Origin of the sequence: Photobacterium sp. 53610 (assembly GCF_036409375.1) — a bacterium.
GTDB lineage: Bacteria > Pseudomonadota > Gammaproteobacteria > Enterobacterales > Vibrionaceae > Photobacterium.
Map to the genome: position 1 here is coordinate 135000 of NZ_JAXOFS010000002.1, position 13454 is coordinate 148453.

14 protein-coding genes are annotated in these 13454 nt (G+C 47.6%); 2 read left to right on the forward strand and 12 right to left on the reverse strand.

Going from position 1 to position 13454, the window contains the following annotated elements:
* Positions 1 to 48: 48 nt before the first annotated feature.
* The 5 genes from SPK40_RS07085 to SPK40_RS07100 form a co-directional block, all read right to left on the reverse strand.
* Entirely contained in the window at positions 49 to 1017 is a 969-nt protein-coding gene (locus SPK40_RS07085; protein ID WP_330959938.1) for a phosphotransferase enzyme family protein, read from the reverse strand.
* Positions 1018 to 1092: 75 nt separating this feature from the next.
* Positions 1093 to 1518, reverse strand: a complete 426-nt coding sequence (locus tag SPK40_RS07090; protein ID WP_330959939.1) for a GNAT family N-acetyltransferase — start codon at positions 1516 to 1518, stop codon at positions 1093 to 1095.
* A gap of 524 nt (positions 1519 to 2042) precedes the next feature.
* The gene (yidD, locus tag SPK40_RS22985; protein WP_371929428.1) at positions 2043 to 2396 is read right to left on the reverse strand and encodes a membrane protein insertion efficiency factor YidD; all 354 of its coding nucleotides are present in this window, start codon (positions 2394 to 2396) and stop codon (positions 2043 to 2045) included.
* A complete protein-coding gene (locus SPK40_RS07095; RefSeq protein ID WP_330959940.1) occupies positions 2380 to 2691 on the reverse strand; it encodes a hypothetical protein in 312 nt (103 codons plus the stop codon). The genes yidD and SPK40_RS07095 overlap by 17 nt, the downstream gene beginning before the upstream one ends.
* A gap of 82 nt (positions 2692 to 2773) precedes the next feature.
* Complete coding sequence (locus SPK40_RS07100; RefSeq protein WP_248142463.1) at positions 2774 to 3280, reverse strand: cupin domain-containing protein; 507 nt, start codon at positions 3278 to 3280, stop codon at positions 2774 to 2776.
* A gap of 445 nt (positions 3281 to 3725) precedes the next feature.
* Between SPK40_RS07100 and SPK40_RS07105 the strand changes: the two genes are divergently transcribed.
* Positions 3726 to 4277, forward strand: coding sequence for a GNAT family N-acetyltransferase (locus SPK40_RS07105; protein ID WP_330959941.1), 552 nt, complete (start codon positions 3726 to 3728; stop codon positions 4275 to 4277).
* Positions 4278 to 4302: 25 nt separating this feature from the next.
* Here SPK40_RS07105 and SPK40_RS07110 read toward each other — a convergent pair whose 3' ends face one another.
* Positions 4303 to 5343, reverse strand: a complete 1041-nt coding sequence (locus SPK40_RS07110; protein ID WP_330959942.1) for a hypothetical protein — start codon at positions 5341 to 5343, stop codon at positions 4303 to 4305.
* Between the two features lie 329 nt (positions 5344 to 5672).
* Between SPK40_RS07110 and SPK40_RS07115 the strand changes: the two genes are divergently transcribed.
* The gene (locus SPK40_RS07115; protein ID WP_248142460.1) at positions 5673 to 5942 is read left to right on the forward strand and encodes a hypothetical protein; all 270 of its coding nucleotides are present in this window, start codon (positions 5673 to 5675) and stop codon (positions 5940 to 5942) included.
* A gap of 71 nt (positions 5943 to 6013) precedes the next feature.
* Here the strand turns inward: SPK40_RS07115 and SPK40_RS07120 are convergent, their stop codons facing one another.
* From SPK40_RS07120 to SPK40_RS07145, 6 genes are all read right to left on the reverse strand, one after another.
* Positions 6014 to 6958 carry a hydroxymethylglutaryl-CoA lyase gene (locus tag SPK40_RS07120; RefSeq protein WP_330959943.1) on the reverse strand — a complete coding sequence of 315 codons (945 nt, stop codon included), beginning with the start codon at positions 6956 to 6958 and terminating at the stop codon, positions 6014 to 6016.
* Positions 6959 to 6965: 7 nt separating this feature from the next.
* Positions 6966 to 9149, reverse strand: coding sequence for an acetyl/propionyl/methylcrotonyl-CoA carboxylase subunit alpha (locus SPK40_RS07125; RefSeq protein WP_330959944.1), 2184 nt, complete (start codon positions 9147 to 9149; stop codon positions 6966 to 6968).
* Entirely contained in the window at positions 9142 to 10023 is an 882-nt protein-coding gene (locus SPK40_RS07130) for an enoyl-CoA hydratase/isomerase family protein (RefSeq protein WP_330959945.1), read from the reverse strand. The genes SPK40_RS07125 and SPK40_RS07130 overlap by 8 nt, the downstream gene beginning before the upstream one ends.
* A gap of 25 nt (positions 10024 to 10048) precedes the next feature.
* The gene (locus tag SPK40_RS07135) at positions 10049 to 11662 is read right to left on the reverse strand and encodes a carboxyl transferase domain-containing protein (protein WP_330959946.1); all 1614 of its coding nucleotides are present in this window, start codon (positions 11660 to 11662) and stop codon (positions 10049 to 10051) included.
* A 26-nt stretch (positions 11663 to 11688) separates the two neighbouring features.
* Positions 11689 to 12858, reverse strand: coding sequence for an isovaleryl-CoA dehydrogenase (locus SPK40_RS07140; RefSeq protein ID WP_330959947.1), 1170 nt, complete (start codon positions 12856 to 12858; stop codon positions 11689 to 11691).
* 75 nt (positions 12859 to 12933) lie between these two features.
* Complete coding sequence (locus SPK40_RS07145) at positions 12934 to 13356, reverse strand: MerR family transcriptional regulator (RefSeq protein WP_330960358.1); 423 nt, start codon at positions 13354 to 13356, stop codon at positions 12934 to 12936.
* Positions 13357 to 13454: the final 98 nt, after the last annotated feature.

Genomic DNA, 13454 nt, shown 5'->3' on the forward strand with positions numbered 1-13454 from the left:
TAACATCGCGTTCTATGAGTCAGCGTTTTCTGCCAGATGATGAAATTTTCAAAGACCAGCATTTTGTTTTAAAAATTGTATCTCTCTGTCAAAGTAAGAATCATCCAGCCAGTCTTGATCACTTGCTGTTTCAATATGTAACCCAATCAGCCAAATGTGACGGATAGAAATAAATATATCCACAAAGCTTAAATCATATTCAGATATTGGTCTTACCCTTCTATAGGCATTCAAAAATGGGACCCACCATTCATTTTCTTTATTTCTTAACCTTGCACTCCACTTAAACACAGCTAAATCATAAGCTCTCAGACCAAAACCACAGCAGTCAAAGTCATAGAATGTAATTTCTTCTCTGTGCTTATGGGCATTCCAACCATGGAAATCACCATGACAAAAACCATAGTCAAGTAAAACTGAATCAGATTCATTGATTTTCTTGGATAGTACAGACGCGTAGTTATTCAAAAATACCCAGTCATCCACTCGGTGTGAGAGGGAGAGTTTAATGCGTTTAAGAGGCTCTTCTACCAGATGCTTGAGGTCTAATTTATAGCGAGCATGGTTTGAAATGAAATCATCTGATAATTGGTGAATCTTAGCGACGGATTTTCCATATTGAGCCGCATCATCTATATTTTTATATTTTAATTCTTCACCCTCTGCAAAAGTTGTGATAATGGCATATCTTAAACCTTCAGGTGTATTTATTTCCGTGATGTATCCGCCCTGATTTTTTTCAATTGGGTAAGCAACATGAGCACCTTTCTCATGAAGATAATTTAATGCTTCAATTTCGAACTCAATATCGAGCAAAGATCTCCAGTTTTTTCGGTATATGCGGAGAAGGTGCTTTTTTCTCTCGCTTGTGACAATATAAGAATCATTGATTCCTTGATGCAAAATTTCACATGAAATCGGATTGGGTATTTTATACAGTGGGACGACATTTGATATCAGTTCTTTTGGGGAAAGAACAGGGTACACAGAACTGATATCTATTTGAGGATGACTCATTTGTTTTCCTTTTCAAATCAATCCAAAATTAAGAGCGCTCATAAATACTGACTTTGCCTTGTGATATGTACCAGCCTAGCTGAGTTGAAGTACGTGAAATCGATGTTTAAAACCAATGCTTTCATAAAAAGGGAGTGCTTGTTCATTGCCTTCAGCTACATAAACTCTTATGTTCTCACATTGCTTTGCTTTTAACCATTCGATAGAATGCTTCATTAGCTTCTGTCCGAATCCCTTTCCACGGTAGTTAATATCAACAAAAAGTGAATAGATTTCTCCAGCTTCAGAATTAACAGTTGCGATAGTGTAGCCCGCAATATCATTGCCATCCTTTATACCGAAAATTTTGACGTGCTTGTTGGAAAGTATCTTATTTGTTCGATCTTCAAACTTTAAATTTTGAAAGTGTGTCTTAAAGTGTGTTGAATGTTTAAAGTGTAAATCATTTAAATTTCTCCATAGTGATTCAATTTCATTTATCTCAAGTTCAACAATATTCACAGGCGTTTATCTCCTCTGTTTTTAAATGTTATATAAAATAATTAATATCGTGTTAAAAAGAGAAAGGTACGTTATATGATAGGTGCTGAAATGACTTTTATATAAAAATATGATGCAATTTACATCAACAAAAAACTGATTGTCTTTACCATGTTTTAATTGGAATCTTGGAATGTTCTCCTTTATATATCCACCTGAAAATCAAATGAAAATATCGGGTCACTCGTTATCGAATCCTTTAATTGGTTTTTGTTCTGGAAAGTTCCGGAAACCACAAAACGATATGAAATTTTGAATTTTGTAATTTGTGATCGCATATGAGGTTAAATTGTTTGGAGGTAGAGAAAATAAACCAAGAAGGTAAATAAAACCAAGGCGGAAAAATAAAAAAAGGGAAGACGCTCATCACCAGTCTAATAAAATCTATAATCAACAGAATCAATTTTTCGTATTGGTTGAATGGGCTTGCATAAATTGCAAAGCGGCTCAAATCCATTTCATTCTGTCTGCATTCGAGCCAACATTTAATCGGGCCAACACATATCCCAACTAACCCAAAAACAGCAATCAGCCTCCGAATTATTGGGATTGCGCCGTTTACGATTTCGACCGCCATTCAGCTTTTTCGATGCCCTCTGACATTCTTGAAAGCGTTGTTTAATCGCTACAGGTAACTTTCTGCACGGAAGTGTTTCGATGAACTCAACTATAGCTGCTGAACAACTTTTACCGCCATAGTAAGCTGTATGAGCACACCGGAAGCCTTTATGTGGTGATATCCATTTTTGATAACCACGGATTGACCAAATTGCCAATATTTTCAATTTATTGCCTGCCTCGTTTTGAACGCCATAAACGGGATTAGTATTGCCCTGCAATTATGATTTTATTACCTGACTTTTTGATGACAAAAGCGACCGTATGATTGCTGTTGCGAAAACCCACAGAGCAAATGGCCATTGAACCCAAACCGCATGAAATTTCCGGATACTGTTCATTCATTGACACTTCGTCTTCTTGTGTCGGTGTATATGTCCAACCTTTGGTGAGTAAATCATTTTTTACAAGGTCATATTCTTGTCCATCATATTGTGAGAAGTCTAATTCATTAGCATAAGTCGAATCAGTAAAACAGAAAAATAATACGACAAGAAAACTAGCTTTAATATTCAAAATACATCCTTTCAATAATCTGATTGATTCAATGAAATTGCTTGCTATAAACGTGGGGAACACACATCAATGAAAATTGTATTTATGCTTTCAAGCCATTGTTGAGCGATTTATTACGAAACGAATAGGGAGTGCCATTTTTTTTGGAAGGCACCTTCTTACCTGTGCTTTCAACAACCCATTTGAAGTCATCATCTGGATAATGTACTTCGTCTCCTGCGACTCGACTACCCACGACGATAAACTTTGCTTGCTCATTACTTCGGTTGATTAAGTGATGACCGTTATCGATCCCAGCTGGGAAACCGATACACATGCCAGACGTAAGAACTTGCTCCCCATCATCGGTAACCAGACACAATTCACCATCGAGTACATAAATGAACTCATCTGATTTGGTATGCCAGTGTCGAAGCGCCGATTGAGAATTTGGTTCCAATAATTCTAAATCTACACCGAATTGAGTCAGTCCAAAAGGATCACCTAAACTCTTGTATTCAGACTGACCAAGACGAGACTTGAATGGTTCTGGGAAAGGGTTAAATGTTTCGCCTTTTAAAGTCAGGGCTTCTTTTGCTTTTGTCATCATCTTTTTCCGTTCTGTTACTCAGCACTCGTTTAGGAGCAGGACTCGCAAAACGATTTTAAAGGATATGATTTAAATCACGACAACCAAGGTATATCAGTACTCAGCGGTCTAACGGATTCACGAACACGCTACCGCCCCTGGCAATCAAGCCACGCGTAGGATGAGTAATTCCATTTGGGGTCAATATAATAGGTGCATATCAGCAATGTTGCATTAAATGCTTGTTTTTGTGCTGCATATCTGTGGGTAAGTGCAAAGTGGCTCCTGCGATAGGGCGTTAGGCGAAAAGCCAAATGGTCTGACAGGCTGCTTTATCAACGGATACTGAGAATGCTCACAGAAGGAACTTGATTATGCGCGTGAATAGGTCAAAGTATTCGCAATATTGTTACCATGGTGCTGCGTTTGCTTAGAGTTTGTCCATGGTATGAAAGGAATGAATTTGATGTCAGTTGCTGATTACTTTGAAGGCTGTGAATTTCATACCGCGCGGTTGCGGGTGAGCCATATTTCGAAGCTTCTGAATCAGAATCGGACAACATTGGAAGAGCTGTTGGCGCACGCAGCTTTGAATTTACTGACCCCGAAAGTAACACATTCGCTTCCACCTGAGTTTCAATCGGTTCAATGTGAGCATTCGGCCCGAGTGTGGGCGCGGAAAATGATGAAAGAAAGCCATGTTCTTGTGATTCAGGTGACAGTGACACAAGAAATCATCGGCTTTATATTTCTCTCTCAGTATGATGATGCGGGTTTACAAAAAGCACATGTGGGTTATCTGCTGGGTGAAGGGTATTGGGGGCAGGGTTATGCCAGTGAGTGTCTGGCTGGACTGATTGCATGGTGTCAGGAAGCACAGATTGTTTCTGCTTTAGTAGCCGGGGTGGAAACGGAGAATTTCCAGTCAGTCAGACTGCTTCAAAAACATGGTTTTGATGAAGTCGCAATTGATGCTCCGGCAGGTGTGCTGTTCTTTGAGCGTGTTTTAACGTCATAGTCAGGTGCTGCTGAAAGACATATATTCACGGTTTGGGAATACTGCGGTAGAGCCGGTTAAACCGTCTGTTTTTTGTGAAATACAGTTCTATCTCGGCCAGAAAACCTGGGTTAACTTTGTAGTCATATTCTTTCTGAAAATTCACAGACGGCGTCAGTTTCATATAGAGCCAATGTTTATGTAATCTGCGTTGCCAACTGAACGAAATCCAGGCGTTTTCAGTCGACAGGTTTGGCCTGCTGTTCGCACTCATGCCGATTGAGTAGGTGAGTAAATTTCGGTTGCTGATCCGGTCATAGATTTCGGCCAGATTGACGAACTGCCAGTTGTCATCGTCATCCAGAAACTGTGCACTGGTGCCGACTCTGAGAATTGTCAGTTCGGTTGGTTCAAGAGCATTATAAAAATCAGCTGAAGTCAGGCTACCGGGCCCTTTGCTGTGATAGTAAAAGAATTCCTGCCGGACCAGACTTGTCCAGCCGGCGCCTAATTTATCAACACGCCTGAACTGGGCCCGGGTAAAGGGATCTAAGGGCAGACGAAGTTTCAGACCAATATCAAAGTCGGCGTACCATTCACCAAACTTGCGGCTTTCGAGACGCACCCCTGCGATAGCGCCGCGATTTTCTGTACCGGTTGTATCCGCGATGCCCCGTTCTTTATTTTCCAGGCTCTCGTAATCTTCAGGATCGGTTTCAAAAATCAGTTTCCAGTCTTTTTCCGCATGGGGAAGATCCATTCTGAGCGCGATACTGGAGTCGAACTCAAAGTAGCCCCGATGCGTGTAATAGGGTTTTAGTCTGATTCGCAGATAGCTTTCGTTGACCATGGGTTCCTCTTCCTCATTGAAGCTGAGAAACTCATCGATACCTGAACTCATGTCGGTAATGGTATCAGAGACGGATGTCTGTGTTGTGTCTAACCAGGCAGGTAAAAGTTTGTCGTCATCATCTTCCGGGTATTGCCAGGGATCTGTGGTCGCTGTGTCAGCGGTACAAATTGCAGGTGTCCCGATCCAGCAGACCGTCGTTAAAAAAATGATACCGGTTCGGCGCAGACACTTCATAAAAGTCCTCGGATCGGGTGCTAACAATTTGATATCCCTGCATCTAGTATAGATAAAACTGAAGCAGGCTTGTTCCGGAATCCTCTGACTGAAAAGTTTGAATCATATCTAAAAATTGGAAGCAAGTTTTGAAATCGTTTACATGGGTGATTATGCGGGAATGAAAGAAATGGCTTTCGGCACTGAGAGTTATCCGCTATGAGAACAATTTGTCGAAAACTTTGCGCTTGTGGCTAAATTTTTGTGTCACAAATCTCGGCTACACTTTACCCGTAAAGAAAATCTATGCACCCCTGCATAGGTTAATGATGGTGAGGTGTAGGATGGATATGTCAGATTTTGATGGAATCAGAAGAGATATCTCACTGAAAGTTGAACACATTTTTGAAGCTTATGAAAAAGAAAATTACTGCATGCCGACGATGGAAGAATTCCGGGCCATGTTTAATGAACATATTGATGAATATGTTGGTCCGGACGATTCGCTGAGGGGAGCCGGACTGGGCATGCCATCAGACATCAAGCAACGACGTGAGCAGAAGGTATGGCGTGTTGTAAATGAGCTGGAAGCCGAGCAACGGTTCTTGCGTTCCGAGTAGCGGAACCACCAGCGCTTCAAGAGGAAAAAACGAGGTCAGTGTGAGGGCACTGGCCTCGTTTTTTCATGATGTCATTTGTACCGGGCAGCCAGTAAAGCCAGAGCTGCATTTGAATTGGGTTGCTTGCCTAAACGCCGGCAAATCGCTGCTCCCGCTTCAGCCAGCTTCATGAGATCAATCCCGGTGCTGATGCCTGACTGTTCGCAGAGATACACCACATCTTCGGTTGCGACATTTCCGCTTGCACCGGGTGCGTAAGGACATCCGCCCAAACCGGCAACACTGGCGTCAATCGTTGAAACCCCCATTAACAGTGACTGGTAGATATTGGCAAGTGCCTGCCCCCAGGTATTGTGGCAGTGAACGGCCAGAGTCTGTACAGGCATGTCCTCCATACAGGCTTCAAGCATGGCTGCAAACCGAAGGGGAGTGGCCTTGCCAATGGTGTCTCCCAGCGAGATTTCATAGCACCCCATGTTGAAGAGCGTTTGGGCAATACGGGCCGTTTGTGCCGGAAGCGTCGGGCCGTCATAAGGGCAGTCTGTCACGCAGGACAGGTAGCCACGCACCGCAATCCCGTATTCTCTCGCGTGGTGAATCACGGGTTCAAAGCGTTTCAGGCTCTCTGCAATGCTGCAGTTGATATTATGCTGGCTGAACCCTTCTGATGCGGAAGCAAAAACAGCGATCTCATCGGCGCCCGCCTCAATTGCCAGCGCAAGGCCTTTCATATTTGGCGTTAGGGCCGCGTAGGTAATTCCCGAAACGCGGTTGATTTGTTGAAAGACTTCTGCAGAATCGGCCATTTGCGGCACCCATTTGGGTGAAACAAAGGAGCCCGTTTCAATATGGCGAAGTCCGGTCGCTGAAAGCTGATTGATCAAAGCGACTTTATCGGCCGTACTGACACTGAGCTCATTCTGCAAGCCGTCTCTCGGTCCGACTTCAACAATTTTGACCTCTTTGGGAACCTGCGCATGCAATGTGGCTAACGGCATCAACGTATCTTTGCTCATGCTGATTTCACTCCGTATGGCCCGGTTCTTCACCGGCGGCGCTGAGTTGTACCAGTTCCTGCCCATGCTGAACCTGATCGCCATTGCTGACCAGCACGGAGATAATCTGGCCATCATGTGGCGCACGGACGGTGTATTCCATTTTCATGGCTTCAATGACCACCAGCCCCTGATCTTTTTCGACCGTATCACCGGGCTGACATAAAACTTCAGACACAATGCCGTTGAGCGGCGCGACAGGGCTGTCGTTTTGGTCTGAACGATGGTGGCTGAAGTTGGGATTGGGACGCAACTGATACTGCTGTTGCTCACCATGGGTGAATGCCAGCAGCACATCTGAATCGGCCAGCCGGACCAGGCGGATCTGATGACGGGCACCATGGATTTCAACTTTGCAGTCAATGACAGATACTTGCGAATCCAGCTCTAGCAAAGTGATATACACAGGTGCCAATTGCAGGGTGTCTGATCCGGACATCCATTGTTTCAGCCAGATCCGGCCTTCTGAAACGCTTTCAAATACGAAGATACAGCTGTCATTCTGTGGATCGCAAAGCGTGATGTTGTGCAGACTGCGCTGGTTGAGTCGCCAGCCTGTCAGTTCGCGCTGAGCAGCTTGCTGAAAACACAGGGTGACGGCACACAGCAGCTGATTGACCGGGAGGTGGACGGGCTCACCGGTGATTGATTTTATTTCCAACTGAGCAGCCGAGTCTGCCGATAAGGCGTCCTGATGATGTTCAATAAAATGGGTACTCAGCGAACCCTGAACAAAAGCCTCGTGACTGAGAATGCGCTGCAGATATTTCAGGTTGGTGGCAAGACCGCCGAGCTGATAATCAGATAAAAGTGTTTTCAACTGCTGAATAGCACTTTGTCTGTTTTCTGCCCAGGCAATGACTTTCGCCAGCATGGGGTCATAATGTGTCGTGACGGTGTCACCTTCAGCAATGCCGCTGTCGACGCGCGCCCGAACCTGATGTCCCGGGAGGGCCGCTGCATGCTCTGTAACCGGTTCCCTCAGGTACTGTATTAAGCCAGATGCGGGTAAAAAGTCCTGCTCGGTATCCTCTGCATAAAGCCTGGCTTCAACCGCATGGCCGTGATGCTGAATTTCATGCTGTGCGAGGGGAAGGCGATGCCCTTCGGCAACCCGAATTTGCCACTGGACTAAATCCTGGCCGGTAATCAGCTCGGTGACCGGATGTTCAACCTGAAGCCGGGTGTTCATTTCCATGAAGTAATATGCCTGACTCTGACTGTCATAGAGAAATTCAACAGTCCCAGCGCCGACATACTGAATGGCCAGCGCTGCCTGTACAGCAGCTTCACCCATCTCTTTTCTCAGGCGATCACTGAGGTCGGGAGCCGGGGCTTCTTCAATGATTTTCTGGTGACGTCGCTGAACAGAACAATCACGATCTGACAGATAAACGCAGTTGCCATGCTGATCGGCAAAAATCTGAACTTCAATGTGACGTGGCTGAGTCAGGTATTTTTCAAGCAACAGGGTCTGGTCCCCAAATGCGGATTTCGCTTCCCGCCGGGCAGACTGAACGGCTTCCGTCAGTTCACTTTCCCGGTGGACGATTTTCATCCCTTTACCACCACCGCCTAAAGCCGGTTTCAGAATCACTGGGTAGCCAATCTGAGCGGCTGTCTTTGTCAGATTCTCAAGGTTATCTTCGTCACCGTGATAGCCGGGTAAAAGCGGCACACCGGCTTTAGACATGATGGTTTTCGCATCGGATTTCGAGCTCATTGCGGCCATCGCCGAAGGGCCCGGGCCGATAAAAATAATTTGGTTGTGCTGGCAAGCTCTTGCGAATGCGACGTTCTCAGAGAGGAAGCCATAGCCGGGATGAATTGCATCAGCCTGACTGTTTTTGGCGGCATCAATCAGTTTGTCGATGGCCAGATAGGAATCCAGAGCCGGGGCAGGCCCGATACAGAGCGCCTCGTCTGCCATACGGACGTGCCGGGCATGTCGGTCAGCTTCAGAGTAGACGGCAATCGTGGTGATGCCCATGCTTTTTGCAGTCTGAATGACGCGGCAGGCAATTTCGCCGCGGTTCGCGATGAGCAGGCGGCGAATGGCGGTATGTGTGTCGGCAGATGCAGAAGACCCAAGTGCGCCTGTTATGGCAGGTTGTTCCTGGAGTGGCTGTAGCAGATCACCGGGTTTACTCATCATGCTCTCCTTGCATAGAGTGATTCTCTTGAATCCAGTTCGGGCGTCGCTTGTCAAAAAATGCAGATAAACCTTCCTGACCCTGTTCAGAGACACGGATGTCAGCAATCATTTCACTGGTCAGCTGAATCAGTTCATCATCGATTGGGGAGGTTTCACAGTGACGGCACAGCAATTTGACCTGATTCATGGCCTGAGGACTGTTCGCAAGCAGCGCATTGATCGTCTGTTGCAGCCGTGCCTCAAGTTGCGCTTCGGAACAGACTTCATGCAGGATGCCCATTTCCTGGGCGCGCTGTGCATCAAAGGCTTCCGCTGTCAGCATCAGACGCCGGGCCTGTCGTTGCCCGAGGGTGCGGCAGACATAAGGTCCGATCGTTGCGGGAATCAGGCCCAATTTGACTTCGCTTAAACAGAAACGCGTATTTTCTGTTCCCAGCGCGATGTCACTACAGCAAATCAGCCCCAATGCACCGCCGTATGCAGAGCCCTGAACGCAAACGATCGTCGGATGAGGGAAGGTATCGAGTTCATGCATCAGTAAAGCCAGCGCTTGTGCGTCATTCAGATTCTCGTGACGGCTTTTACTTGCCATCGATTTCATCCAGTTCAGATCAGCCCCGGCCGAGAAATGTTTGCCGGTAGCGTTTAGTAACAGGACGCGGACATCCGGGTGGCGGGCCAGTTGCTTCAGATAGTGACGCAGAGCCGCAATGAAGTGATCGTCAAAGGCATTATATTTTTCGGGCCGGTTGAGTGTCAGCGTCGCAACTCCCTGGCGATTGATCGTGCAAAGTACAGTGTCCCGGGCGGTCGCATGAAGAATCTCCGCAATATTACCGGGCTGAAAAACAGGCGTTCCTTGAAATGTCATGGTATGTCCTCGCTTGTGCGGACGGTTACATTCGGAAAATGCCAAACTGGCTGTCTTCTTTCGGCGCATGGCTAGCGGCTTTCAGGGCCATCGCCAGAACATCCCGGGTCTGAACCGGATCGATGATGCCGTCATCCCATAGGCGGGCGCTGGCAAAGTAGGGGGAGCCTTCTTTTTCGTAGCGTTCCCGGATGGGTTGTTTGAAGGTCTCTTCATCTTCTGCTGACCAGCTTTCACCTTTGCGCTGTTTGATATCCCGGGTGACCTGAGCCAGGACACCAGCAGCCTGCTCACCTCCCATGACAGATATACGGGCGTTGGGCCACATCCAGATCAGGGTGGGATCATAAGCCCGGCCACACATCCCGTAGTTTCCGGCGCCGTAAGAACCGCCGATGATTACGGTAAATTTCGGGACATTGGCACAGGCAACCGCCATCACCATCTTCGCACCATGTTTGGCAATGCCTTCTGCTTCATATTTCCGGCCCACCATAAAACCAGTGATGTTCTGCAAAAACAGCAGCGGGATATTGCGCTGCGTACAAAGCTGAATGAAGTGCGCCCCTTTTTGTGCCGATTCCGAAAAAAGAATGCCGTTATTTGCCACGATGCCGACCGGATAACCGTGTAACCGGGCAAAGCCGCAAATCAGGGTTTCGCCGTAAAGGGCTTTAAATTCGTCAAATTCAGAGCCGTCCACCAGCCGGGCAATCACCTCACGGGCGTCAATTTGTTTGCGCAGGTCGGTTCCGACAATACCGTATAAGTCGGTTGCCGGATAAAGCGGTGCTTTGACAGGGTCGGGTTGCACGGACAAGACGGATGCCTTCTGGCGATGACAGCTATCGACAGCCTGCCGGGCCAGTGCCAGTGCATGGGGCTCATCTTCAGCGTAATAGTCTGCGACGCCAGAGGTTTTACAGTGCACATCGGCTCCGCCTAATGCTTCTGCGCTGACATCTTCACCGGTTGCAGCTTTTACCAGAGGCGGACCGGCAAGAAAGATCGTGCCTTGATTTTTCACCATAATGGCAACATCGGCCATGGCAGGCACATACGCGCCACCTGCAGTACAGAGCCCCAGGACAATCGCAATTTGCGGAATCCCTTTGGCCGACATGCGGGCCTGATTAAAAAAGATCCGTCCGAAATGATCTTTATCCGGAAAAACTTCGGCCTGGTGGGGCAGGTTGGCACCGCCGGAATCGACCAGATAGAGGCAGGGCAGGTGACAGCGTTCCGCTATCTCCTGGGCTCTCAGATGTTTTTTGACGGTTAACGGGTAATAAGTCCCGCCTTTCACGGTCGGATCATTGGCAATGATCATCACATCGGTACCGGACACCTGACCAATCCCTGCAACGACCCCTGCGCAGGGAATGTTCTCATCATAGACTTCCCAGGCGGCAAACTGGCCGACTTCCAGGAAAGGACTGCCGGCGTCCAGCAGCCGGTCAATCCGCTCCCGGACGGGTAGTTTGCCTTTGGATCGCTGTCTGGCTTGTGCCTGTTCACCGCCGCCCTGAAGCTGGATGCTCAAACGGGTCTGCAGTTCATCAACCAGTGTTGCCATTTCCTGGTGGTTCTGCTGAAACTGTGTGTCATGAGGCTGAATGTGGCTCTCAAGTATCGCCATGATATCTGTCCCTGTTGTATTGATACTTATCGGCTTTGTTCGAACAGCTCGCGGCCAATCAGCATGCGGCGAATTTCAGAGGTGCCTGCACCGATTTCATAGAGCTTGGCATCACGGAGCAGTCGTCCGGTCGGAAATTCGTTGATGTAGCCGTTACCACCGAGGATCTGAATGGCGTCCAGTGCCATTTGCGTCGCCAGCTCCGCACAGTACAAAATCGCACCGGCTGCATCCTGACGAGTGGTCTCACCCCGATCACACGCGGCCGCAACGGTGTAGACATACGCGCGCGCCGCATTCATGCGGGTATACATGTCGGCAATTTTTGCCTGAATCAGTTGGAACTCACCGATGGACTTCCCGAATTGTTTGCGGTCGTGAATATAGGGCAGGCAAATATCCAGACAAGCGCGCATGATTCCCAGCGGACCGGCTGCAAGCACAACCCGTTCGTAGTCCAGACCGCTCATCAGTACTTCAACCCCCTGATTGAGTTTCCCCAGCAGGTTTTCAGCCGGAACTTCACAGTTGTTGAACACGAGTTCGCAGGTGTTTGATCCCCGCATGCCCAGTTTGTCGAGTTTTTGCGCCCGGGTGAAACCAGGGAAATCGCGTTCAATAATAAACGCACTGATCCCACGGGATTTTGCCTGCGAATCAGTTTTGGCATAGACCACAAAGGTATGGGCATCCGGTCCGTTGGTGATCCACATTTTGTTGCCATTCAGGACAAAGACTTCGCCTTGTTTTTCGGCTTTCAGCTGCATGCTGACGACATCTGAACCCGCATTGGCTTCGCTCATTGCGAGTGCGCCGATGTGCTCGCCGCTGATCAGTTTGGGAAGGTATTTTTCTTTCTGTGCCTGCGTACCGTTCCGGTAGATCTGGTTGACGCACAGGTTGGAATGAGCGCCATAGCTCAGCCCGACAGAAGCGGATGCCCGGCTGATTTCTTCCATGGCGACAACGTGGGCCAGATAGCCCATACCCGCGCCACCGAACTCTTCACTGACGGTGACCCCAAGTAAACCCATGTTGCCCAGTTTTTCCCAGAGGTGAGCGGGGAAAAGGTTGTCTTTATCAATCTGTTCGGCGAGTGGTGCAATGGCATCGGCGGCAAAATGATTGACATGCTCACGGAGCATGTCCAGGGTTTCGCCCAAGCCAAAATTGAGCGGGGTAAACAGGTCTTTCATAGCATCTCCCTTGTATCCGAATATTCGGATGAGTCATGAGATACAACTAAATTCTCAGGATGATCAGTGATTGTCTCAGCCTTCAAATTTCGACTGACTGTGATTGTTTTTTCTGCGCTTGCTGGTGTTGCTTTTGTCGTCCAGCGCCTGCTGGCACCGTGCTTTTGCAGCATCCAGTTCCTGCATCAGGATATCGATATCATCTAACTGACGCTGGAGTTTTGATTGTTTCTCTTCGATGATTTTAATCATCTGGTGAAGCTGGCTATCACTCTGATTTGTATCATATAAATCAAAGAGTTCACGAATTTCAGCCAAAGACAATCCAAGCCGTTTCCCGCGAAGAATCAGCTTGAGCCGGATCTTATCCCGGCGTTGATAGACTCGGATTGTGCCGTCTCTTTCCGGCTGGAGCAGACCCACGTCTTCATAAAAACGAATACTGCGGGTGGTGATGCCAAATTCTTTTGCCAGCTCGCTGATCTTAAAGGTATCCACCACACTGCTGTCCTCCCGATGTTCGTAAATGCGGGACTGAAAAGCAACCTCGTCAGAGTGAGACCAGAACACGGCGGTTTATCCGGAAATGGCAACAA